The organism is Nostoc sp. 106C, from assembly GCF_002154725.1.
GTDB lineage: Bacteria > Cyanobacteriota > Cyanobacteriia > Cyanobacteriales > Nostocaceae > Aulosira.
In genome coordinates this window covers 19,091-42,886 of sequence record NZ_MTAW01000086.1, presented here as the reverse complement: position 1 = coordinate 42,886, position 23,796 = coordinate 19,091, and the positions used below count along the sequence as shown (strand labels likewise).

The window sequence follows — 23,796 nt, the reverse complement described above, 5'->3', positions numbered from 1 at the left end:
TCTATGCCCTATCCCTTATGCAGCAACCTTTATAGGTAGGTTGTCACCCTCTGAGGTCGACAAGACTCTTAAAGACGAAACTCTCAAAGTCTGGAATTTAGCAACAGGTGATGAAATTGTTACTCTTTCTGGTCATTATGGTCGAGTACAGGCACTTGCAGTGACTCACGATAGTAAGAAATTGATATCTGCTTCCTTGAACAAGACTCTCACAGTTTGGGATTTAGAAAAAGGTGATGAAATTTTCAGTCTCTCTGGTCATGATGACTGGATTAACGCAATTGCTATCACCCCTGATAATAAGCAAGTGGTATCTTGTTCCTTGGATAAGACTGTTATAGTCTGGGATTTAGCAACAGGTAATAAAATTTTTACTCTATTTAAACATCGTGATTCAGTTAATGCGATTGCAATTACTCCCGATGGGTCACACATGGTTTCCGCTTCATCTGACAACACTCTCAAAGTTTGGAATTTAAAAACAGGAGAGGAAATACGTTCCTTTAATGGTCATAGTAGCTCAGTAGTTGCAGTTGCCATAGCACTCGATGGTAAAAGTATAATTTCCGCTTCATCGAATAACCAGCTTAAAATCTGGAACATAGATACAGCAAAGGAACTGTTCAAACCACCTCATCATCATCTCGATTCAGTAATTGCAGTAGCCGTTATTCCCGAAGGATTCAGAGTTGTTTCTCGTTCTGCCAACAATTCTGTCACCATCTGGAATCCGGAGACAGGGGCAAAACTTTTTCAGCTCACTGATCATAGCGATTTGGTAAAGGCAGTTGTTTTCACTCAGGATGGGAAGCAATTGATTTCTGCTTCCGCCGACAATACTCTCAAAGTTTGGAATTTGGGAACAAAGGAGGAACTACTTACTCCTACGGCCCATAGCAATTCAGTAAATGCTGTTGCAGTCACACCCGATGGAAAGCAAGTGATTTCTGCCTCTGCTGACAAAACTCTCAAAGTTTGGAATATGGAAACAAAGGAAGAAGTAATCACCCTGACTGGTCATACAGCCTCGGTAAATGCAATTGCCATGACCCCCGATGGCAAAAGAGTCATTTCTGCTTCCGATGACACAACTCTCAAGGTTTGGAATTTGAAACAAAAGCAAACTTTTCTTTCATCTTTAATTAATTGGATAACAAGAAAGCAAGTGCGGAACCTCTCTGGTCATCTTGCTTCTGTCAAAGCAGTTACTGTCACTGCTGATGGTAGACAGGTGATTTCTGCTGGTGATGACAAAACTCTTAAAATTTGGGATTTAGCATTAGGAAAAAATCTTATGACTTTTCCTATTAGTTACGAATCAGACGACGAAAAAATTGAAATTTTTTATTCAAAAACAAATGAAAAAATAATTCTCAATTCAAAAGATGATCTTCAATCTACATCAGATGGTAAATGCTGGATTTTAGTGTCAAAAGATGGGAAAACTATTAAAGTTATGGAACAGGGAGAAGAAATGAAATTGTCTAATTTGCAAGTTAATAGTAATGTAAAAGAAGTCAAAATTGAGTGGGACGGCAAGATAAAAATTTCCGATTTTTGGCAAACCGAAGAAGATACTTACCAAGCGCTAGATGAATATTCGCATTTTTTCGAATCGGATGATATAACAGATATCTACGAATCACTAGATGACGATCAATATTTTTATTTTATCCGTGAATTGCAGGAATTTAAACAATATAAATCAGAGCCTGAAAGGAATATAGGATATTATGAACCTCTTAAAATCAAGTATTTAGTAACTGGAGAAATATTAAAGTTAAATTTCTTTGAAAATGATTTCGTCTTCACTTCTGACTATAAATGGTTAATTCTTGCAAAAGATAAACAACATAATTGGCAAGACTATTCCTTCACAATTAATATTAACAAAATTGAAAAACACTTATCTAGCTTTAGAGTTGATACTAATGTAGGAACTCTGTACCTTGACTCCAATGGTTACTTAGAGAGTAGAAAATTTGATTCTGGTCATAACGAATCAATAAATGCAGTTGCTATTATTACCAATGGTACCCAGGTGATCTCTGGTTCATCTGATACTACTCTAAAAATTTGGAATCTATTCACTACAGAAAAACAACATAACACTAAACAAGAACAATATACTCTTACAGAACATAGTCGTGCAGTGAGAGCTATTGCTGTCACTCCCAATGGCAAGCAGGCGATTTCTGCTTCCGATGACAAGACCGTTAAAGTCTGGAATATAGAATCTGGAAAAGAACCATTCACTATTACCACCTTGAATGGTCATGGAGATTCAGTAAAAGCTGTTGCTGTCACTCCCAATGGCAAGCAGGTAGTTTCTGGCTCAGATGATAATACCCTCAAAGTCTGGGATTTAGAATCGGGACAGGTCATTGCTACATTTACAGGAGACAGCCCCATTCATTGTTGTGCAGTAGCACCTGATGGCGTGACAATTGTGGCAGGGGAACAATCAGGAAAGTTGCATTTTTTGCGTCTTGAGAAGATAGGATGTAATTCGTAATTCGTAATTATTAATTCTTTGATAAACTACACAGGATACTAGTGTCCAAGAATTTCGTTGACGGTTATGTTTATGTCGGGGAAGGCTGTAATTGATAAGTCTTGATCGCAAGCAAATTTTTGCATAAGCTGATATCCTGCGGCTGTTGGTTGTTGATAAACTTCGACAATTTGCTCGTTAATATCTACTAACCAAACTTCAATAATGTTTGCTTGTGCATATAAAGGAATTTTCTCTTCTCGGTCATACTCGATAGTGGAATCAGCTACTTCAATTAATAAAAAAATATCCTGGGGTTGGGGGTGTGCAGTGGCGTAGAAATCATCACGGGGTTTAAGTAATGCTACATCAGGCTGAGGTTGTGAGTTATCGTTTAACACTACAGGGTTTTGAACAGAAAGTATGATGCTATTTCCCAAACTTTGACCTAACTTATTACTCAGTCGCCTGACACAAGCCGCGTGTTTTGTTCCAACAGGCGACATCTCTATAATCTCTCCCCGGATTAGTTCTACTCGGTCATACTTTGTAAGAATCCCCAACTCAATCATTTTCTGATATTGCTCAACTGTGAACTTGCATCTTAATAACTGCACAGTTATAACTACCTCTATTTTTGTCTTATCTATTAATTATTCTCCAAAATAGATAGTATGGTGGACAGTTACCAGCAAAATCTTTATCTGGTTGTCACTACCAACTCTAGGTGTATTTTTCTTTTCTTCTAATTCAACATAATATTAGGTAAATAAGACGCTTTTATGAAAACAGTACCAATCCAATTACCATCAACTGTATTTTCGGCTCTCCGCAAAAACCCTGAAGAGTTCGTTCAAGAGATGCGGATTGCCGCCGCAGTAAAATGGTATGAGTTAGGCGACATATCTCAAGCGAAAGCAGCAGAAATTGCCGGATTAACAAGGGCAGAGTTTATTAATGCTCTCTCTCGTTACCGAGTTGATTTTATGCAATACACTCCAGAAGAACTAGCCGAAGAAATGACAAATGTCGATTAACGGCATCATTATCAACTCTTCACCTCTGATTGTTTTATTTAAAAGTAAACAAGCAGAATTACTCCCACAACTCTTTAAAGAAATTATTGTTCCCGAAGGTGTTTTTACAGAAGTTACTTCAGCAGGGGAAGATGATGCAGCCTCAAGACAATTGCCTAGTGTTTCTTGGATACAAATAGTAAAAATTCCGGCTGTATCACCTGAAATTGCTGCTTGGGATTTGGGTTTAGGAGAGTCACAAGTATTAAGTCTAGCTTTGACAACTTCCGATTGTGCAGCCGTTGTTGATGATAGAGCAGCACGGCGCTGCGGCCAATCGTTAGGCATTACCACCATTGGTACGGGAGGCTTAATAGTGCTAGCAAAACGACGCGGAATAATTTTAAGCGTGTCTCCCGGAATTCAAGCCTTACGTGATGCTGGTTTATGGTTATCTGATACTGTGGTCAATTTGCTTAAACAACAAGCTGGAGAATAAAAACAAAAATAATTATGAATTCACCACCCAGACCACCCACTACAATCAATTCCAGAGGACATCCAACACAGTTTGAGCAAATTATTACTGAACAAAGCCATAATTTTGTCGGTCATGAATTTGTGTTTACGGCTATTCAAGAGTTTATTCAGCGTTATCACCAGGGTTACTTCACTATCACAGGCGCTCCGGGTAGCGGTAAAAGTGCTATTCTCGCCAAGTATGCGATAGATAATCCTCATGTTGTCTATTACAACGTTGAACTTGAGGGTAAAAATCGCGCTGAGGAATTCATTAGCAATATTTGCACCCAACTTGTTGAGATATTCAATGTAGAGACGTTACCTGTAGAGACATTTCATGTGACGTTTCTACATCAGTTAATTCAGCAAATCAGCGATGAGTTAGAACCTAATCAAAAACTGATAATTGCTATTGATGGATTAGACCGCATTGACCGCAATAGTCAATCCCCAGGTACAAATTTATTTTATCTTCCCCGCTATCTTGCAGATGGGGTTTATTTCCTCCTAACTCGCCGACCTTTTTTGAGAGAGAAATCGGGTTTATTAATTGAAACGCCGTCGCAGACTCTTGATTTAGCAGGCTACTCAGAAGAAACTCTACAAGATATTCAAACATATATTCAGCAATATTTAACTTACGAAAATATAAAGTCTTGGCTAAGTAATCATCAGATAAGTGAGCAAGAATTTTGCACTAGCCTTGCTGCTAAATCGGAAAATAATTTTATGTACATCAGTCAGGTTTTATCTGCTATTGCTGAGGGTTTTTACTCGCAACCTTTACACTACAATCAAATTCCATCTGGTTTAAATGCATATTATCAACAGCATTGGCAAAAAATGATGGCTGCAAATCAAGATGAGGAATTTAGCCTCGCTGTCTTGAATGTTTTAGTCAAACAACAGCAGTCTATATCTATAGAAGCAGTTGCACAACTAATTAATGCAGATGAATATGATGTTGAGGAAGTGTTAGAAAATTGGTTTGAGTTTTTACACCAAGAACAAATAGCAGAAGAAAAATATTACAGCTTTTATCATTCGAGTTTTCGTGAATGGTTGGCAGATAAAATTTAATATGGTCAAGGCGATCGCAAATTTAAGGTGCGTTAGCTTGCGGCATAACACACGCTACTTTTGACTTAAAGAAGGAAAGTGGAAATCTTCAATATTAATTAAGCACGAGTTGTTAGAAAAAAAGATACATATAATAGCTTGGTTAGCAGATAGCGATCGCCCATATCCACAACAGCCTCTTTGATACAGGAGTCAGCGCTGTGACAGATGAAATTGATCAACTTTTAGCTGACTGGAAACATAAAATCAAAGTTGTCAGCCAAAATCTTCTAGAACTACAAGAACAGCCAACATATCAGCGACTTTGTGGTAGTCCAAGCTTTCCCAGAGTGGATTTAACAGGAATCACGGCGACGCGGGTGACTCCAGCGCTGGAGGCGATGAATGATTTGTTTCAATACTTCGACTTATTAGTGCAGGTAGTGGAGAAGGCGAGTAAGTTGCGACAGCAATTACCACGCTTTTTGGCAAGTGAACAGAAAATTTATGAGGTAAAACAACTGTTAACAGGAGCCTCAATTGAGTTAGCATCTGTGCAAACACCGCTTGCAGACAGAGAACTACTGACTGCTACTCACATAGCAAATGCGATCGCACCTGCACAGTTACTCCAAGTGATGAATGATGCTTTCTCTGTTGCTAGAGATACAGTTTTAGCTGTTGATGCGGCTTGGGCTAATCTAGATCGCATACTGGCGGATGCAGAATCTCAAATCTACTCACTGCAAAACTTAGCAGAATCCCTAGATTCCAATTCTCTTAGTGAATTAGTTCAATCTCAGGCGACGATCGCATCATTGCGTCAACGTATAGAACAAGATCCTCTGGGAGTGAGTGCAGAGGTTGAACAACAGATTAAGCCAATGCTGGCAAAAGTGAAATTGGTTGTAGAACAAGCGCTGAAACAGCAACATCAAATCCGAGAGAAATTTGCGATCGCTCACGATTTATTAGAAAAATTAACTACAATCCACTCAAGTTCTGTGGCTGCTTTTGCGGAAAGCCAAGAAAAAATTGTGAATTATTTAATACAGCAAACTCCATTAACTGATGTCCAATTAGATGCGCTCAGTCAATGGCTGACAAGGTTAGAAACTAAGCTAGCGGAGGGTTTAGTCAATCCAGTTATGGTCGGCTTAGACAATTGGATGAACAAAGCTAAAGAGTACATTGCATCGGAACAACGAGCATACACAGCTAATACTACTCTCCTTGACAGCCGTCGGGAGTTACGGGGACGCTTGGATGCTCTCAAAGCCAAAGCATTCGCCAAGGGATTGATTGAAGATGCCAAACTATCCGAGCTAGCTGAACAAGCAAAGCAACTTTTGTATACACGTCCTACTGCTTTAGACAAAGCTGCTGAATTAGTCTCTCAATATGAAAAGCGTTTAAATGGCAAATCTTAGGGGAATTATAGATGAAACAAGGGAGAAGAAGGGGACAAACTGCATTGTAAATTTATGATATTTTTTGAGCCTTTAAGCCTGGAAATTGAGCCTTTGAGCCTGAACGTTGAGGCTTTGAGCCTGAATGTTGCAGCTTTGAGCCTGGAAGTTGCGCCTTTAAAACCAAAATTGCGAGTTTGACTCTTGACCAATGACAAATGACCAATGACAAATGACTAATCAGGAGATTTAAATGAACAGCGATCGCTGCACGCGAAATGGATGCACTGGCATTATTGAAGATGGCTATTGTAATGTCTGCGGGTTGGCGGCGGTAAAATCTCAAAATTTCAGCAGCCAGAAGCAAAGCGCAACTATTACAGCTAGAAGTTCACCAGTGACTACGGGTACAGGTTCATCTCCCTTAACCAACCGTTCCAAGGGTTCGCGACGTACTAGTGGTACTTCTGCCCGTAGTAGTCGCAGACAACTGGGAGCAGGGTTAATCTCTGTGCCAGAACTACCTTCAACTGAGCCAGAAAAAGCGATTATTCCTAACCCAATGGTGCCGGAGAATAAGCGCTTTTGTAGTAATTGCAATCATCCTTTGCGGCGAGAAAAGGGATTTTGTAGCAAGTGTGGACAAAAGTATTCGTTTATCCCTAGCCTCAATCCTGGTGATTTAGTTGTGGGGCAATACGAAGTCAAAGGAGCGATCGCTTATGGTGGTTTAGGCTGGATTTACTTAGGTTTTGATAAAACCCTATCTCGCTATGTAGTGTTAAAGGGACTGCTGAATACTGAAGATGCAGCTAGTGCAGCCGTTGCTGTGGCTGAAAGACAGTTCCTCGCAGCTGTAAAACACGGCAATATCGTGGGAATTTACAACTTTGTCAACCACGGTACTGAGGGTTTTATTGTCATGGAGTATGTTGGCGGTAAAACCCTCAAGGAAATTCGCAAAAGTCGGGGGCCGCTACCAGTAGCAGAAGCGATCGCTTATATTCACCGCATCCTCAGTGCATTTGCTTATTTGCATTCTTTAGGCATGGTATATTGCGACTTCAAGCCAGACAATATCATGGTCGAAGGCGGCGATGTCAAGCTCATTGACTTAGGTGGTGTCCGCCGCATAGATGACCTGGATGGCGATATTTACGGCACAGTAGGTTACAGCGCCCCAGAAGCAGGTGAAGGTCCGACAGTTGTTTCCGATTTATTTACTATTGGGAGAACTTTGGCGGTACTGCTCACTGATATTAAAGGCTTTAGTAAAGAACACCTCTACACCTTACCCAGCCCTCAAGAAGAACCGTTATTTGTCCAACAAGAATCACTTTATCGCTTCTTAATTAAAGCGACTGCGGAAAATCCCGATGACCGTTTTCAGTCAGCCGATGAAATGGCAGATCAGTTATTGGGTGTGCTGCGGGAAGTCGTGGCGATCGCAACTAATCTCCCCCGTCCATTTACCAGCAATCTGTTGAGCGGCGATATGTTGGCTCTGACTCACAGCGGTAGCTTGGAACCCATTCAACCAGAATATCAACAATTACCTATACCCATATTAGATGCCAGCGATTCTGGCTTTAATGCAGTGCTTAACGCCAGTGCGATCGCCGATCCAGTTAAGCGAGCTGTAAGTTTAGATGTGGTCGTCAAGCAATTTCCAACTTCCAGCGAAGCATGGTTACGATTAGCAAATACCCTGATTGATGTGGGTGACTTTGAGGAAGTAGAGCAATCTTTAGCAAAAGTCGAAGCGAAAGATCCTTGGGACTGGCGCATTTTCTGGTATCGGGGACGTGTTTTGATGGCGCAGAATAGAGCCACAGAAGCACAGAAAGCATTTGACCAAGTTTATTTTGACCTACCGGGCGAGTTAGCTCCCAAGCTAGCGCTGGGTTTAGCAGCAGAACAGGCGCAAAATTATCAACTAGCAATTAAGATGTACGATCTGGTATCGCGTACCGATCCTGGTTATGTAACAGCCGCATTTGGATTGGCTCGTTGTCTGTGTGCAACTGGAGACCGCAAAGGTGCAGTCGCCGCATTGGAACGTGTACCGCCAGCCTCTAGTTTATTTACGCGATCGCGAGTTGAAATTGCCCGGACTTTAATTAATCGCGATCGTTCTGCTCCCGGTTCTCAAGAACTCCAAGCAGCTTCCACAGCAATTGAAACATTAACCTTGGAAGGTATGGATCGTCATCGCTTGACTAAGCAAGTTTTAGAAACAGCCTTGAATTTACTAACCTCAAAGCAACTCCAAGCTGCTGCCGATCTGAAAATTCTAGGACAACCCCTCCAAGAAATCCATCTGAGAAAAGGCTTAGAAAAAGCCTTGCGGGACATGGCGCATCTGTCCAGCGGAAAGGAGAAAATTCACTTAGTTGATCAGGCAAATAAGATACGTCCGAGAACTTTAATTTAAAAAATGTCATTTGTCATTTGTCATTTGTCATTAGTTAAGAGGGAAGGGAATTGAGTAAGAGGTTTCAAGATTTGCAGGTTTATCAATTAGCAGAACGATTGGCAGATGAAATTTGGAAAATTGTAAATTGCTGGGAACAATTTGCTAAAGATACTGTTGGTAAACAGATTGTGCGCTCAGCTGATAGCATTGGGGCAAATTTGGCAGAAGGTTCAGGGCGAGGTACTTTCCCAGAAAATCGACGTTTTATCCGTGTAGCAAGAGGATCTTTGAATGAAACTCAACACTGGCTCAGGAGAGCCTACAGTCGTAACCTTCTAACTACTATTCAAGTAGATGCACTTAAATCAATCATCAACGAATTAGCACCAAAACTTAATGCATATCTCAAATCTATCGGTAATATTCCACAAACAAATGACTAATGACAAATGACTAATGACAAACAACAAATAACAATTATGGAATGTTTGAGCTGCGGTGCATCCGTCCTAGCAGACGATCAATTTTGTGAAGAATGCGGTACACCTTTGACTGCAAGTAAACCACCAACAACCATACAAGGCTGTGAAAAATGCGGTGCTGGAAACGAAGCAATAGACGCGGAGGGCTACTGTACCAATTGTGGATTTCGCAGAGAACCAAAGGAGCGCGATCGCCTAGAAGTTATAGTTAACTCACAGTTAGCCGGAGTGAGCGATCGCGGTTTGCGACATCACCGCAATGAAGATTTTTTGGCTCTACAACATATAAATGACTCTCAGGTAAATATCTTAGTAGTTTGCGATGGAGTTTCCAGTGCCGATCAACCTGATTTAGCAGCCCAAACTGCTGGTGAAAGTGCGTCTTTGGAACTAGCTACTGCCTGGCAAACAGAAGAAAACCCAAAGTTAGCGATTAAATCAGCCTTTGCCGCTGCTCTCACATCTGTATGTAATATTCCTTATCTATCTAGTGTAAATTCCGATCCACCATCCACTACCATTGTTGCCGCTATTGTCCATAACCATAACGCCACTATTGGTTGGCTAGGTGACAGCCGCGCTTATTGGATTTCTCCTAACGTTTCCAAACAATTAACTCAGGATGATTCCTGGTTATATGAAGTAGTAGCAGCCGGAGAAATGACTGAAGCTGAAGCTACACAATCTCCTAAAGCTCATGCGATTACTCGCTGGCTAGGAGCAGATGCAGTTGCAGATTCCATCCCCTCAATTGTGAACTTTAGGATTCCTGGTTCGGGATACCTACTCCTGTGTACCGATGGGCTATGGAACTATGCCCCTGAACCTTGGCAATTGGCTAACCTAGTGCAGCAATCATCAGCTACAGATGCGATCGGCGTTTCTCGTAGCCTGGTGGAATTTGCCCGACAAAGTGGTGGACATGACAACATCACAGTTGCAGTTCTCGCTTTATAAACTAAATTCTTTATCTTTCTCTGTGCCTCTGTGGTTGATTAAATTCATATCTTCAGAAATATTATGTCTAACCAATTTAAAGCCGAAGTCTTTCAAAACCAATATTTACCTCAAGGTGCCAAAGAAGTTCATGCCATCATGACTGTCAGCGTTGAAAAAGGTGATGGTGTACCAGCAACTCCCAACAACGGCAGACTTTTTGGCATTATCTGCGATGTCTCCGGTTCAATGGGTGGCGGTAAGATTCATGCTGCTAAGGATGCAATGGTCAAAGTTGTGAGTTTGCTACCAGAGGAGGCCTACTTCTTTATTGTGACTGGCTCAAGTAAAGCAAGTGTAGTTTTCCCGGTATCTAAAGCTACTCTAGAAAAGAAAGCGGAGGCGATCGCAGCAATTAAAAAAATCCTAGCTAATGGTGGCACTCTTATGTCTACCTGGCTAACTGAGGCGCTGGCACAGTTCAAAAAGAAACCTGATGCAGTTCGACAAGCATTACTGCTTACCGATGGCATGAACGACGACTCAGATGAGCAACAACTGAAAAAGATTTTACAACAGTGTGAAGGTGTATTTCAGTGCGATTGCCGAGGCGTTGGTACTGATTGGCGAGTCGCCCAACTCCAACAAATTGCAGATAAACTCCTCGGTACGACTGATATCATTCCCAACGCTGCGATGATTGAAGCTGATTTTCGGGCGATTTTAGAAAAAGCCATGAGCAAGGATGTCAGCGACGTAACCATGCGGTTGTGGACACCCCAAGGAGCAAAAGTACTGTTCTGCAAACAGGTGAGTCCAGACATTGTTGACCTTACCCAGCGTGCCAAACCCGTCAAACCGCAGATTTTGGATTACCCTACTGGTGCTTGGGGTAGCAACGAGTCGCGTGATTACCACTTCTGCATTGAGGTGAATCCTGGCAATGTTGGTGATGAAATGTTAGCGGGTCGGGCAAGCTTAGTGTACACCCTCAACGGTATAGAAACTAAAGTTGTCGAAGCTCGAATCTTGGCAACCTGGACAGACGATGATGCTAAATCTACCAAAATTAATAACCGGGTTGCTCACTATACAGGACAGGCAGAACTTGCCCAATCTATTCAAGAGGGATTGGAAGCCCGTGCTAGAGGTGATATTGAAGTCGCTACAGCCAAATTAGGTAAAGCAGTGAAACTAGCTCATGAATCTGGTAACGAAGCCACAGCCAAACTGCTAAAAACTGTGGTTGACATACAGGATGCGCCTACAGGTACAGTACGGCTGAAGCGAGAAGTAGCCAAGGAAGACGCTATGGCATTGGAAACTCGTTCTACTAAGACTACTCGCATTCCCAAATCTTCAAATTAGCCAAAACTCTAGAGTCAAGAGTCTAGAAGCAAAAGGCATGACCTTAACTAAATTTTTTAAATTTTAATTTTGAATAGGAGTAAAGCGACGGTTATGGTGTCACGAACAGTAGAAAGATTTGGTGGATTTTTCATTGCTTCTATCGCGGCGGCTTTGACAATCTGGAACTGGGATTTGGCGCTCCACAAAGGTTACTTTTATCTAAAGGTAAGCATAATTGGACCATCTTTCTTTGTTCTGGGCTTAGGATTGATATTATTTCCTGGGTATCAGCAGGAGCGAATTGCTCGTGGAGAAGATATTACCAACTTGAAAGGGCTGGAGTTGTTAACGCCTCGTTGGTGGGCAATATTAGTTATCAGCTTGGGATTGGGTTTAGGTAATTGGTTAATTATGTTATCTCGGTAATTTGCAAAAAGTATTGAAAATCTTTCTTACGGAAAATGTATGGAAAGGTATCAACTTTTAGTGAAGTTTATATTGCTTCTTGGCGTTGAGAAGAAGTATACAAGCAAGTATGTCTACATATAAATGTCCTAAAGGACACGAATCAACTGAATCAGATTTTTGTTCAGACTGTGGAGCCAAAATTCTTGGTATATCTGAACAAAAAATAGCTCAGAATGCAACGAATGTTGAAACCTGCCCAGATTGTAGTGCACCCCACGAACCTGATAGTGGCAACTATTGCGAAATTTGTGGTTATAACTTTGTTACTAAGGCACATGGAGAATTAGCGATCGCTAATTCCCCAAAGGAAGAAGAAAAGGAAACACAAAAACAAAGTTTTTTCTCCACATCTTCCTCTACTCCCCAATTTCCCGTTACAGGTTGGGAGGTGGTAGTTACAATCGACCCCTCTCTGCGTCATCCCGAAAGTCCAGAACCCCCAATTGACCGAGCACCTATTACATTTCCCTTAGAAAAAGCAACTAATCTCATCGGTCGTAATAGCCAAGTCCGGGCAATTCACCCAGAAATTGCGCTGGACTCTGACGATGCTGTCTCTCACCGTCATGCTTTATTAAACCGTCAAGCAGATGGTACATTCACTCTGCGCGATATTGGCTCTTCTAACGGTACGCAATTCAAAGGCGTAGAGTTAAAGCCAATGGTGGATATTCCTCTACAAGACGGAGACGAATTCACTTTAGGTCATTGGACTCGGGTTGTGATTAAAGCTATCCGACAATCATCATAGATATTAAAAATATGAGTAAAATCATCGCAGTTTCAAGTAAAACAATTCGTGGACTCACAACCCCGCAACTGCTTAAGGGAGGTTTATATTTAACCTGGGCAACGAGTGTCTTACTGCTACTGAGTATTATTAGCGGAGTTCAAGCACAGAGGCAGGGTATCAAAACCGTTGGTCAAGACTCTACCCCAAGTATCGTTACTGCTCAACGCCTCAAAGATGGGCTTGCTGGTATGGATGCTAATGTCGCTAATGAACTGCTAGTGCCCACAGGGCAAAACCAACAAGCCGTTAAGGATTACGAAGAGCGATATCTAAGAGTTACTGAAAGGTTAGTGGCTGCGGCCGAGAATATCACCTTTGGCGACAAAGAGCGTAAACCGATTGAGACTATGCAACTGGGGTTAGGTAACTACATAGCTAAAATCCAGCAAGCACGAGACTCTCACGCACGTGGTGATACTAACGCAATGCTTGCTGCTTATCGCGCAGCTGCCGAAATCATCGATAAAACACTTCTGCCAACAGCCGATGAGTTAGACAAGGTAAATCTGCAAGCTTTAGAAGATACCTACGCTGAGAAACAAGTTGCAACCAGAAAATCTATATTTTCGATTTTCCTAATTGGTTTAGCACTGATCGTTGTGCTGGTTGGGCTTCAAATGTTTCTCAGTCAACGGATGCGCCGCACCTTTAATCCGCTGCTGTTAATCGCAACTGCGATCGCTATTGCCTTTTTGAATTACACAGCTGGGGCATTGCTTGCTGCTTCTCAACATCTTCGGGTGGCGAAAGAGGATGCTTTTACTTCTATGCACGTATTGCGTCAAGCTCGTGCGCTCGCCTATATCGCCAATGCTGCTGAAAGCCGCTATCTGCTTGACCCAGCTTTTGCTACTAATCACGAACAAGCTTTTTTCAACAATGTTTCTAAAATCGCCCAATTATCCAATGGGCAGACCTTTGAGTCAGTAATAGAAGCATATAAATCCCAAGGTAAAAAAGTCGATGGGTTTACAGGTTACTTGGCTGACGAACTGAACAATATCACCTTTGCAGGTGAGAAAGAAGCGACACTGGCAAATCTCTCTAGCTTGGGAACCTATATTGCTATTGATCAGCAGATTCGTCAGTTAGAAAAAAGTGGCAAACATCAAGAAGCGATCGCTTTAGGCATAGGTAACAAACCAGGACAGTCAGATTGGGCGTTTGAGCAGTTCAAAACGACTAATCAAAAAAGCTTTGATATCAACCAAGCAGCTTTCGACAAGGCAATTCAGCAAGGCTTTCACGATGTAGACGGTTTTGAGATGACAACTTCAGTTGCAGTGAGTGCGATCGCGCTTTTAAGTTTATTTGGATTAATGCCACGGATCAAAGAGTATTCTTTTTGAAAAGCCAGATGTTTTATTCAACGCGATCGCCTACTAAACTGTTGCCTGTTAACTCTTGACAAATGACTATTTCAAGTTTGCATAAATTATGGGAATTTCAATAATAAATTTTGTCCCATATCCGAATGTAGATTCACACCACAACTTACCACTATGCTTCTCTGTAATGATTTGATAGCTGATAGATAAACCCAAGCCAGTACCTTTACCAACTGGCTTTGTCGTAAAAAAGGGATCAAATAGACGTTTGCGAACTTCTTCTTTTATTCCTGGGCCATTGTCAGCGATACAGATTCGCACCCTGTTGTTCTGGGTTACCTCTGTTTGAATTGAGATGATGCTGGGAGTTGCGGCAATTTCTGTGTCGGATCGCTGCTGATTGTACTCCTCTAGTGCATCGATCGCATTACTAATGATGTTCATAAACACCTGATTCAACTGTCCCGCATGGCATTCCACTAGAGGCAAGTTACCATATTTTTTGAAAATTTGAATCTCTGGGCGTTCCGACTGTGCTTTCAAACGATTGTGCAAGATGGTAATGGTGCTGTCGATGCCATCGTGGATATTGACATCCTTAACTTCTGCTTCGTCCAAGCGTGAGAAATTCCGCAAAGAAAGCACAATCTCTCGAATCCGTTTAGTTCCTAAGCGCATGGATTGGAGGGCTTTAGTCAAGTCTTCAATGATAAATTCCACATCGATCAACTCGATCGCATCTGCAATTTCCTGCGGTGGCTGAGGATAATACTGCTGATAAAGTTCTACTAAATTTAATAAATCCTGAGTATATTCACTAATATGGGTGAGATTGCCATGAATAAAGTTAACTGGGTTATTAATTTCATGGGCAACACCTGCGACCATTTGACCCAGACTGGACATTTTCTCGCTTTGAATCATCTGTATTTGAGTTTGTTTTAGTTCTTGCAGAGTTTGCTCCAGTTCCTTGGTTTTCTGCTGGAGTTCGATTTCAGCTTGTTTGCGATCGCTCAGATCCCTTAAAATACCCTGCAATCCAATGACTTTACCATCAGCATCTTTTATTGGTGAGGCATTCGATGTAACCCATCCCCAACTTCCATCTTTTCTAGGATGGCGAAACTCTATCCCCGCGCCACTATGACCTGTTTCAATGATTTGATTGAGAAATTCCATGACATCAAGTAAATCATCGGGGTGAACCAAAGGCACAAACGAGCGATTTAACCATTCAGAAACTTCATAGCCAAAAATATCCTGAAACTTGGGAGAAATATAGGTGAGGGTACTATCTAATTGAGAAGCCCAAATCACATCATTGGCATCTTCCACAAGCCTACGGAACTTAGCTTCACTTTCAGCTAGGGCAGTTTCAATTTCTTTGCGTAAGCGAAGCTCCTCGTAAAGCTCGCTAATGTCTCGCATAATTCCCTGAAATGCGATCGTTTTCCCCTCAGCATTCTTGACTGGGGAAGCATTAGAATTGACCCATCGCCAGCTTCCGTCTAGACATTTATGCCGAAATTCTACTCCTGCACCTTGCTCACCAGTCTCTAAAACTTTATTGAGCAAAGCTAATACTACTGCTAAATCATCTAGATGAACCAAGGGTATTAAGGATTCCCCTAGCCAATCGGATGATTTGTACCCAAACATGACTTGAAATTGAGGTGAAAGATAGGTGAGAACTCCATCCAATGTGCAAACCCATAGCATATCGTTAGCACCTTCTACGAGGTTGCGAAACTTAGCTTCGCTTTCGGCAAGCGCAACTTCGGCACGCTGGCGTTCACTAATATCTCGAATTACCGCCAACGCATGGATTTTACCGTTGTAAAGGCTGGGAGTTGCTGTCACCTCAACATCAATCAGTGTGCCATCTTTACGCACGTCTATTGCGCGATCGTGAAATTGGCTACCTGCTTGAATTTTGCTAACAAACTCTGCAAACTTTGGCAGGCTATCTGGATGAATAAATTCTGAAGGCTCAAGTGTCACAAATTCCTCCTGAGAATAGCCATGCATCTGGCAAGCAGCAAGATTGGCCGCTACAATTTTTCCTGTTTCCAGATCGATGATGTTGATACCATCGCTGACATTTTCAAAAATACTGCGGTACAGGATTTCTTGTTGCTCCAGTGCGGTTTGGGCTTGTTTGCGTTCTGTAATGTCCGTTGCCGTAACGACAATCTGATGGATGCGCAAACTACTATCTCTTAAGGGTGTGACACTTAAAGACCACCAAGTTTCTCGACCGTTGGCACAGAAATTCTCTTCAAAGAAGTTAGTCTTGCCAGACTGGACAGCCACAGCATAGCGCTGGCGGTAGAGGTTTGCCATATCTTCTGAAAAAGCTTCTGCCAAAGTTTTGCCCAAAAGGCTTGTCATTGGGACACCACTGGTACAGGCGATCGCTGAGTTGTAATCTACAAAGCGGAACTCCGTACCATCATCCAAAACATCTAAGACAAAGATGCCGTAGTCTACACCTTCCCAAACGCTTTGTAACAACTGTGTTTGTGCTAAAAGACGCTGTTCAGTGCATTTACGTAAGCGAAGCTCGTCGTAGACATGGCGAATATCACGGCTGATGGTTGCCAAACCAATGGGCTGGTTTGTGACCAGATCTTTGACAACAAAGAGAGTATAGTCAATTGGAATTGGCTCTCCAGTGATAAAATGACGAAAACGGAATTCACTCTGCCAATAACCCTCCTGAATCACAGTCGGTAAAATCTTTTGATGCAGCAGTTCCAGGTCTTCAGGTACTATAAATTCACTGATATGTTTGGTCTGAGCTTCCTCTATATCTTTGAGTCCAACCAACTTTAGTCCTGCTGGGTTGAGGTAGAAAGGTTGCCCTTCCATTGATGCGATGCCAATGAAATCAGCGCTGGCTTCGAGAATTGCGATCAAAGCTTGGCGTTCTTCCCTTGCTTGCTTCAAGAAGTTCTCAGTATCTAGATCTTGATTTGCCTGTTGCTGAGACGACTCTGACTCTCGTATTCGCAACTCTTGCTCTAACTGTGCCACCCTCTGTCGGAGAGTGACTAATTCTTTGTTGAGGCTTGCATCGCTCTCGGTTTCCAGAAGTATTTTTTCTGGGAACATTTCGTCGTGGGTGGGAGAAAGCTGAGTCATATGTTTGAGACCGTAGCGTATTAGTTTTCCTGAATGTTCTAGGTGTACTTACTCTAGAGTTCCCTGGTATGAGTTCAGGTAAACAATTGCCTTATCTCCTCCTTAGCGCTCCCTGCAAAGCAGTTGCTACAAGTTGGCAAACCCTTTCGGCAGTTTCTCCTAAAGGACTCGCTTCCCACGACGTGGTGATTAGGGGGATGCTCCTATATCGCTACCGCTACGCTAACACCAACGCGCTGCCTCGTCCTTAGCGGTTGATTTTAATCCCGAATAGATCAAATGCTTAGGGGTAGAGCATCGTAGACATCGCCCAGATATTTTGACTACCAAACCCCAAACTTGACTCCTTACATAGACTTTTAACGACAAGCTGCTACGTGTCTAGACACAACTCATTTGTTAAGAACAAATTTTTTAAAATACTGCTGAAATTTTCAAATAATTGCTTGACCTCAAAAGCTTTAGTAGAAGAAACCCCGCCTTGAAAGTTCGGTTTCGCTGACTTTGCTGCAATCATTATCCCGATAAATTTATTGATAAGTAAAGCGCGAACTGAAGTGAAAGCTATGAGTAACCTTTCCCATCGCAACCCAGAGGATTTTGAATCTGAAGCAATGAACAGCAATAATTTATGGCAATACGTACAATCTCTGGGCCCTGAAAAGGTTGCCCAACTTTCTCAACCTTCTTCACCTGAGATATTACAGTTAATTCAACGTGCTATTGTTGGGATCTTGGGTAACTTGCCCCATGACACATATCAGCCCGTTATCACCACCAGCCGCGATGAACTGGGCAAGCTTTTAGGTTCTGCGATGGTAGATGGCTATTTCCTACGCAATGTCGAACAGCGACTACAAATGGAAAAGTCATTACAACTTACAGGTGTTCAATCCCAAGACACCGAACAGTCGTAATGCTGCAACTAGTATTGGTTTAATAGAGATGAGAGAGCCGTAAGTCCCTCATCTCTCTTGATCTTTTTACCGCTTGCCAGAAGGCTGCCAACCGCGACGCTCAAGAATTTGCCGCACTTCTGGGCTAGGATTATAGTTATACCCATAGGAAGAGCGCTCTGAGTCATCCATAATTTGAGGTGTGAGCAATACAATTACCTCTCTGCGTTCATTGCTTCTGTTTGTCTTCCTAAACAACGAACCAATTAAAGGAATATCACCCAAGATAGGAATCTTAGAGACACTTGTTCGGTCTTGGTCTTGAATAATACCTGAGAGAATCAGGGTTTGACCATCTCGCAAACGAATCATTCCAGAAGTAAGAGAGCGTTCAGACACTAAAATGATTTGTCCATTGCCTGTATTTTCTGCGGCTGTAGGCGCGCTGACAGTCGGAGCAACCGATAGAGAAACAAAACCATTGTCATCAATCCGGTCAATTTTCACATTTAAGGTCAAGCCAACTTTCTGCTTATCAATTTGTCTCTCTGTTCTAGAACCACCAGCAGTATCTGTCGTCTGAATAGTTATGTTCCCTACCACTTCCTGAGTCAAGTTGACAAGAGCTTGCTGACCTTCTTGCACAATCAAGGTAGGATCGGTCAAAATCTTGGCGTTGCCATTTGTCACCTGAGCCTGCAAACTAGCGAGTAACCGTTTGGGGAATTGGTAAAGAGAGGGAAGAGATGCAACAGCTGTACCAAGAGTACCTCGTGAGACGCTTGATGTACCGTTAGGGTTCTGTGTAACAACAGTATTGGTTGCTGGAGTTATTTGAGAAAAACCTGGTTGTAGCGGATTAGTACTACTAGGAGAAACAGGTTGATAAAAGGTTCCACTTCCGGGATTTTGGGTTACAGTAGTTGTACCATCTGGGTTTACTACTACGGTACCGGGGGTAGTTCCTGGAATACTTACGCTGCTATTTGGATCGAAGAAGGGTGATCCTGTAACTGGGTTTGTAATAACTGGTGTACTATTTACACTACTTGCTGCTTCTGAAGCAGTAGCAGGTCTAGAGCCACCAAAATTCAGAGATGCTGCACCACCATCATTGGCAAAGAAGTTGTTCCCCACCCCAAAAGAAAAACTGGTATTGTAATCTTGGGTTCCTGTGAGATTAACATCAACAATTTTGACGTTGATTACCGCTTGACGACGGCGGATATCAAGCTGAGTCAGTTGAGCCATCGCAATATCAATTAGCCGAGGAGAACCAATTAAGGTAACGGAATTAGTGCGCTCATCTCCTAATGCCTGTAAACCTCTAAGTAACGGGTTAGAGTCTTTAAAATCAACCCGTTGCGTTTCTAGTTTGGTTTCTGTAGTTGTCTGAGTTTGGGTGACTGCGGCTGTTGAATTACCCACAGGTACAGCACTGACGCTAGTAACAAGTCGTTCCCGGCTAATGGCACTTTCTGCTCCCAAACCAACTAAAAAGTTGAGTGCGACTCCCACTGTTACCTGATTGAGCCTTAGGCTACGCATCACCGTATCACGGGTGGAAGTAGGCAGTTTCGATCCCACAAAAACGGTGCGACCACTACGGTTAGCTTCTAAACCACTCAAGCGCAAGACGTAATTAAACACATCTTGTACTGGTTCATTTTCTATATCTAGAGAGATGGTTTGAGAGATTGCTTGTCCATTGGCAGCAGTACCACCTGCGGCTCCCTCTCCTCCTACATAAGCTAGGTTAAGACCAGCTGCACGAGCAAGTAGTGATAAAACCTCCCGCACTGGCGCATCTCGGAGCACTAAGCGAGGGACGCGTTCCTGAGTTGCTAGGTCAATGGTACTGGGAGACGCATCAGTATTAGAGATTGCAATATCCCCCACTGGTGGGGCAACAGCTCTAGGCAAGAAAGGTGGTCCCTGGTTTGGAGGTTGACCTGGACCAGACGGCAGTGCCGGTTTCCCATCAATCGTGACTTCCGGGTTGGGGACGAGAACATCTGGTTTTGTATTTGGTTGTGATGGGGTCGGAGTAGATGGGGTTGTTGCTATTGGTATTGGTGCTGTCGGTGTTGGTGCTGTTGGTGTTGGTGTTGATGCTGTGGTACCTGCGGATGGGCTAAACCCGAGAGTAATGCCATTGTCTTTTCGCACCACAGGTTGATTGCTAGGGGCATTATTGCTTCCAGTTACCACCACCCGGATGCTATTGGCATCAAGCTGAAGAATTTCAACTGAGGCAATTCCCGAAGTCGGGTTGTCTTGGCGGAAATTATTGCCTTGTGGTAAACGTAATTGAGTATTAATAAGATCTGTAACTAAAGCTTTACCTCTTTTAGTTGTGAAAACTTGCGGGCGTGAGCCTGAAGATGTTTTCAAAACAAGATTAATTCCACCATTAACTGGATTTAGCTGTACGTCAGTAATTTGGGTAGTATCTGCCCAAACTGGTTGAGCTGCCAAAAAGATAAAAGCAGCAGTACCCAATAATAAACTATTACCGTGAAGCTGTTTCACAGTTCATTCCTCACCTGATAAAATCTTGTTGACAAATAATTTTTGAGTAGATATGTTGCCACATTCTGAATGAGCAACCTTGGATGCCTAGAACTCAATTGCTAGGGCTAGTAGCTGAAGTCTACTCAGGTAGACTGAAAACTAAATCTGGAAAGAATTTAGACCTCTTAAGAGGAGTTTCGTTATGCAGCCCTATATTGACAACCTCTGGTGGTTGTTAGAACTGGTGCAAGATATAATTGCAAATCTTCTTTTTTCTACTTAGAACTCAGCACTATTTAGTGTTACTTCTTGGGAGCAGCTTTAGCAGTAGCAGCAGCTATTTCTTCTGGACTAAGTGGCATTAATGCTTGTAACTTGAAAGTTGTATTAATTGATGCAGGCCCCCTAGTCTGCACTCCTTTTTCTGATGTGGAGTTAAGCTCTGGTGGAGCTAATGTCGATTGATAATCAGTGAATATCAACAAAGGCTGTAAACGCTCAATATTACGGATAATCGATTGTGTTTGTTCATAAGTACCCACAATTTGAATATCAATATTGCTGCGTTTTAGCTTGCCATCTACCTGTTTTCCTAAACTGCCATCAGTAATTGGTTGTGCTTGCTGTACATCTGGTACAAATTTTTTCAGTTTGGCTGTCACCAGATTGCCAGGAACAGCAACTTTAACATTACCAGTCTCAATTAAACGATTGAGATCGAGTAGCAATGTATCCAAAGTTTTTTCATTAGAAAATAAAGTTAAAACCTGGGCTTGTTGCAGTTTTGCCTGATCTAACTCGGCTTTTACCTGGTCAATCTTTTTAATACTGGCTTTCTTTTGATCAACTTGTCCTTGCAGTTCGCTAATTTTTGCTTGCTTTTGTTGATAAGTATCCCAAGCTGGCATTAACAGATTTAGAACTATATACAAGGTTCCAGCTAGACCTAAAACCCCTGCCAAAATCCCAATTATTTTGGGTGTAAAGCTAATCCCAAACACCACGGGGTAAGCTGGAGATTCTTGACCAAATTCCCCATTGTGTTCTGCAAAATTTAAATCTTCACTCAGCGTCATTTTGAAATGACTCCTGTTTGTTGCATACTACGAATTCGAGTCACCAGCCCTATGGTGCCTTTTTGCTCTAGCTCCCGAATTAATTCAGAAGCTGGAACATCGCTTAGGCTTGATTGAATAGTGTATTTGACAATTTGAACGGGTGGAATTTTTACATTATTTTTAGCAGCACCTTCTGGTAATGGAGCATTGACCAACTCTGCTGTCTTAATTTTGCTTTCTGACGACTTTAAAAATCGAGACTGTTGCAGAGTTAGCAAGAAATCATTGACGTCGTTAAAAGAGCGAGCCAATCCGGTAATTTCTATTCCTCCAGCGGGATTACCAGGTGGTTGCCCTGGGGCTGGAGCAATAGGTGGGGTTTGCTTGATGTTATCAATTTGCACTCTTGCAGGTATGCGATCGCGCAAATCTTGCAACATAGCTGACCACGGACGAATCTGGTCAAACACCGTGACTAAAGCTTGTGTTTCCCCTTTGATTTTGTTGGTCTGTTCTTTAATTTTGTTAATATTTCCTATTTCTGTATCTAACCTCTTGTTTTCCTGATCTAGTTGTGCTACTTTTTGCTCTAATTCAACATTTTTTGCTTCTAACAACCACCAAGCGCCTGTCGCAACTGTCGGGAAGCAAATACCTATTGCTACTCCCAGATACATTGGTGTTAGGTTCCCAACAGGAAGTTTAATTCCTCCCTGTTTACTAGACTTTTTCTGGAAACTCGGACGGTCCTTAAGAAAGTTAATATCCAGACTGTACATTCTGTTACACCTCCCTAATTCCTAGACCCAGTACTGTCGCTAAGCCAGAGCGTTGCACTACAGGGTATTTCTCTTCGTTAACTTCTAAGGACAAAGATGCTATGGGATCGATTTGAGCGGTTGGCAAGCTCAATCTTTGGGTAAAAAACTCATCTAGCTGTTGTAGTCCACCGCCAGGACCAGCTAGAAAAATTTGTGCTACCTCCAAATTTTCACTTTGATTGAGGTAAAAATCGATAGAACGACGCAGTTCATCAGTGAGTTCTCCCAATACCCTTAATAAGGCTGCCATACCAGGATTGATTTCGGTCATACCAGTTTTCCCACCGTCTACGGGAGTTGCCATAATTGTCATTCCCTGCAACAGTTCCATATCTCGTGATGTCGGTAAACTCATAGCTTTAGACAGGGCATGTTGCATTTGATAAGTCCCTATCGGCACAGTGCGCGAAAATTGTGGTACTCCGTTAACAATGATGGCAATTTCTGAACTGTCAAACTCTATGTCAACCAATACTGCTGCTTCTTGAGGTCCGAATTGCCGCAGTTGATCGCGAATTGTCCGAATCAGCGCAAAACTGTTAATCTCTAAAACATCGATTTGCAATCCTGCTTGCTCAAATGTACTAATATATGCGTCTGTCACCTCCTTACGTGTAGCAACTAAGAGTACTTGTACTTTTTCAATACCATCCTCATCTACAAAGTACCCAAGTTTTTGGTAATCTACATCAGCTTCTTCACGAGGATAGGGTAAATACAAAGCTGCTTCATGGTTTAGTACCATCTCCCGCAGTTCTTTATCATCTAACTCTGCTGGTACAGGTATTAAACGTACAATTGAATCTCGTCCTGGTACAGCAGTAGCAACCCGAGAAGCTTTAATTTTACTTTCGGCTAGCGCCTGCTGAATTAACTGCGCCATTGCTGGAGGGTCGGTGATTTGACCATCGGTAATTAGTCCTTCGGGAACTGCTACTGATGTTAAGGCTTCTACTTTAAAGCCTTGACGCTGTTTGCGTAGTTGAACTACATTCACCCTTTCTGGTGCTAGTTCAATACCGACTCCTTTATTAGATTTGCCAAACAGACTATTGAAGCTTTTCACCACTTTTTTGCCCGTCGCACTGCT

Annotated in this window: 21 protein-coding genes; 15 read left to right on the top strand and 6 right to left on the bottom strand. The window is 42.3% G+C overall.

What is annotated here, in order from left to right:
- The coding region (locus BV375_RS09505; RefSeq protein ID WP_143842039.1) for a WD40 repeat domain-containing protein at nt 1-2,515 on the top strand (2,515 nt) is incomplete at its 5' end.
- 38 nt (nt 2,516-2,553) lie between these two features.
- Here BV375_RS09505 and BV375_RS09500 read toward each other — a convergent pair.
- Nucleotides 2,554-3,117: a Uma2 family endonuclease gene (locus BV375_RS09500; RefSeq protein ID WP_086759776.1), complete on the bottom strand. Its 564-nt coding sequence runs from the start codon at nt 3,115-3,117 to the stop codon at nt 2,554-2,556.
- A gap of 159 nt (nt 3,118-3,276) precedes the next feature.
- Between BV375_RS09500 and BV375_RS09495 the strand changes: the two genes are divergently transcribed.
- From BV375_RS09495 to BV375_RS09445, 12 genes are all read left to right on the top strand, one after another.
- Nucleotides 3,277-3,531: a UPF0175 family protein gene (locus BV375_RS09495; RefSeq protein WP_086759774.1), complete on the top strand. Its 255-nt coding sequence runs from the start codon at nt 3,277-3,279 to the stop codon at nt 3,529-3,531.
- Nucleotides 3,521-4,009, top strand: a complete 489-nt coding sequence (locus tag BV375_RS09490; RefSeq protein WP_086759772.1) for a DUF3368 domain-containing protein — start codon at nt 3,521-3,523, stop codon at nt 4,007-4,009. The genes BV375_RS09495 and BV375_RS09490 overlap by 11 nt, the downstream gene beginning before the upstream one ends.
- A 14-nt stretch (nt 4,010-4,023) precedes the next feature.
- Nucleotides 4,024-5,112, top strand: a complete 1,089-nt coding sequence (locus tag BV375_RS09485) for an ATP-binding protein (RefSeq protein WP_086759769.1) — start codon at nt 4,024-4,026, stop codon at nt 5,110-5,112.
- Nucleotides 5,113-5,312: 200 nt separating this feature from the next.
- A complete protein-coding gene (locus BV375_RS09480; RefSeq protein WP_086759766.1) occupies nt 5,313-6,521 on the top strand; it encodes a hypothetical protein in 1,209 nt (402 codons plus the stop codon).
- 54 nt (nt 6,522-6,575) lie between these two features.
- Entirely contained in the window at nt 6,576-6,701 is a 126-nt protein-coding gene (locus tag BV375_RS38685; RefSeq protein WP_279432919.1) for a hypothetical protein, read from the top strand.
- A 52-nt stretch (nt 6,702-6,753) separates the two neighbouring features.
- Nucleotides 6,754-8,934, top strand: a complete 2,181-nt coding sequence (locus tag BV375_RS09475) for a serine/threonine-protein kinase (protein ID WP_086759764.1) — start codon at nt 6,754-6,756, stop codon at nt 8,932-8,934.
- A 50-nt stretch (nt 8,935-8,984) separates the two neighbouring features.
- On the top strand, nt 8,985-9,359 hold the full coding sequence (locus BV375_RS09470) for a four helix bundle protein (RefSeq protein WP_086759762.1): 375 nt from the start codon (nt 8,985-8,987) through the stop codon (nt 9,357-9,359).
- A 6-nt stretch (nt 9,360-9,365) separates the two neighbouring features.
- The gene (locus BV375_RS09465; RefSeq protein ID WP_243713888.1) at nt 9,366-10,355 is read left to right on the top strand and encodes a protein phosphatase 2C domain-containing protein; all 990 of its coding nucleotides are present in this window, start codon (nt 9,366-9,368) and stop codon (nt 10,353-10,355) included.
- 63 nt (nt 10,356-10,418) lie between these two features.
- Nucleotides 10,419-11,702: a VWA domain-containing protein gene (locus BV375_RS09460; RefSeq protein ID WP_086759760.1), complete on the top strand. Its 1,284-nt coding sequence runs from the start codon at nt 10,419-10,421 to the stop codon at nt 11,700-11,702.
- 93 nt (nt 11,703-11,795) lie between these two features.
- Nucleotides 11,796-12,110 carry a hypothetical protein gene (locus BV375_RS37540; RefSeq protein ID WP_208099092.1) on the top strand — a complete coding sequence of 105 codons (315 nt, stop codon included), beginning with the start codon at nt 11,796-11,798 and terminating at the stop codon, nt 12,108-12,110.
- A 109-nt stretch (nt 12,111-12,219) separates the two neighbouring features.
- Nucleotides 12,220-12,903: an FHA domain-containing protein gene (locus BV375_RS09450; RefSeq protein WP_086759758.1), complete on the top strand. Its 684-nt coding sequence runs from the start codon at nt 12,220-12,222 to the stop codon at nt 12,901-12,903.
- An 11-nt stretch (nt 12,904-12,914) separates the two neighbouring features.
- The gene (locus BV375_RS09445) at nt 12,915-14,294 is read left to right on the top strand and encodes a hypothetical protein (protein ID WP_086759756.1); all 1,380 of its coding nucleotides are present in this window, start codon (nt 12,915-12,917) and stop codon (nt 14,292-14,294) included.
- Between the two features lie 66 nt (nt 14,295-14,360).
- Here BV375_RS09445 and BV375_RS09440 read toward each other — a convergent pair whose 3' ends face one another.
- A complete protein-coding gene (locus tag BV375_RS09440; protein ID WP_086759754.1) occupies nt 14,361-17,417 on the bottom strand; it encodes a PAS domain S-box protein in 3,057 nt (1,018 codons plus the stop codon).
- A gap of 68 nt (nt 17,418-17,485) precedes the next feature.
- Between BV375_RS09440 and BV375_RS35880 the strand changes: the two genes are divergently transcribed.
- Entirely contained in the window at nt 17,486-17,668 is a 183-nt protein-coding gene (locus tag BV375_RS35880; RefSeq protein WP_134075882.1) for a hypothetical protein, read from the top strand.
- 315 nt (nt 17,669-17,983) lie between these two features.
- On the top strand, nt 17,984-18,334 hold the full coding sequence (locus tag BV375_RS09435) for a DUF760 domain-containing protein (protein ID WP_086759752.1): 351 nt from the start codon (nt 17,984-17,986) through the stop codon (nt 18,332-18,334).
- 66 nt (nt 18,335-18,400) lie between these two features.
- Here the strand turns inward: BV375_RS09435 and BV375_RS09430 are convergent, their stop codons facing one another.
- From BV375_RS09430 to BV375_RS09415, 4 genes are all read right to left on the bottom strand, one after another.
- Nucleotides 18,401-20,845 (bottom strand): type IV pilus secretin family protein, encoded by a 2,445-nt coding sequence (locus BV375_RS09430; protein WP_086759750.1) that lies wholly within the window; start codon nt 20,843-20,845, stop codon nt 18,401-18,403.
- Between the two features lie 284 nt (nt 20,846-21,129).
- A complete protein-coding gene (locus BV375_RS09425) occupies nt 21,130-21,903 on the bottom strand; it encodes a pilus assembly protein PilO (protein ID WP_086759748.1) in 774 nt (257 codons plus the stop codon).
- Entirely contained in the window at nt 21,900-22,664 is a 765-nt protein-coding gene (locus BV375_RS09420; protein WP_086759746.1) for a PilN domain-containing protein, read from the bottom strand. Before BV375_RS09420 ends, BV375_RS09425 begins: the two co-directional genes overlap by 4 nt.
- A gap of 4 nt (nt 22,665-22,668) precedes the next feature.
- On the bottom strand, nt 22,669-23,775 hold the full coding sequence (locus BV375_RS09415) for a type IV pilus biogenesis protein PilM (RefSeq protein ID WP_086759744.1): 1,107 nt from the start codon (nt 23,773-23,775) through the stop codon (nt 22,669-22,671).
- Nucleotides 23,776-23,796 lie beyond the last annotated feature (21 nt).

Excerpts from the sequence above, each read along its gene's own strand:
- BV375_RS09490 (WP_086759772.1), top strand. The coding sequence starts at position 3,521 with ATGTCGATTAACGGCATCATTATCAACTCTTCACCTCTGATTGTTTTA.
- BV375_RS09440 (WP_086759754.1), bottom strand. The coding sequence starts at position 17,417 with ATGACTCAGCTTTCTCCCACCCACGACGAAATGTTCCCAGAAAAAATA.
- BV375_RS09445 (WP_086759756.1), top strand. The coding sequence starts at position 12,915 with ATGAGTAAAATCATCGCAGTTTCAAGTAAAACAATTCGTGGACTCACA.
- BV375_RS09425 (WP_086759748.1), bottom strand. The coding sequence starts at position 21,903 with ATGACGCTGAGTGAAGATTTAAATTTTGCAGAACACAATGGGGAATTT.
- BV375_RS09460 (WP_086759760.1), top strand. The coding sequence starts at position 10,419 with ATGTCTAACCAATTTAAAGCCGAAGTCTTTCAAAACCAATATTTACCT.
- BV375_RS09475 (WP_086759764.1), top strand. The coding sequence starts at position 6,754 with ATGAACAGCGATCGCTGCACGCGAAATGGATGCACTGGCATTATTGAA.
- BV375_RS38685 (WP_279432919.1), top strand. The coding sequence starts at position 6,576 with ATGATATTTTTTGAGCCTTTAAGCCTGGAAATTGAGCCTTTGAGCCTG.
- BV375_RS35880 (WP_134075882.1), top strand. The coding sequence starts at position 17,486 with ATGAGTTCAGGTAAACAATTGCCTTATCTCCTCCTTAGCGCTCCCTGC.
- BV375_RS09420 (WP_086759746.1), bottom strand. The coding sequence starts at position 22,664 with ATGTACAGTCTGGATATTAACTTTCTTAAGGACCGTCCGAGTTTCCAG.
- BV375_RS09435 (WP_086759752.1), top strand. The coding sequence starts at position 17,984 with ATGAGTAACCTTTCCCATCGCAACCCAGAGGATTTTGAATCTGAAGCA.
- BV375_RS09465 (WP_243713888.1), top strand. The coding sequence starts at position 9,366 with ATGACTAATGACAAACAACAAATAACAATTATGGAATGTTTGAGCTGC.
- BV375_RS37540 (WP_208099092.1), top strand. The coding sequence starts at position 11,796 with ATGGTGTCACGAACAGTAGAAAGATTTGGTGGATTTTTCATTGCTTCT.
- BV375_RS09450 (WP_086759758.1), top strand. The coding sequence starts at position 12,220 with ATGTCTACATATAAATGTCCTAAAGGACACGAATCAACTGAATCAGAT.
- BV375_RS09485 (WP_086759769.1), top strand. The coding sequence starts at position 4,024 with ATGAATTCACCACCCAGACCACCCACTACAATCAATTCCAGAGGACAT.
- BV375_RS09495 (WP_086759774.1), top strand. The coding sequence starts at position 3,277 with ATGAAAACAGTACCAATCCAATTACCATCAACTGTATTTTCGGCTCTC.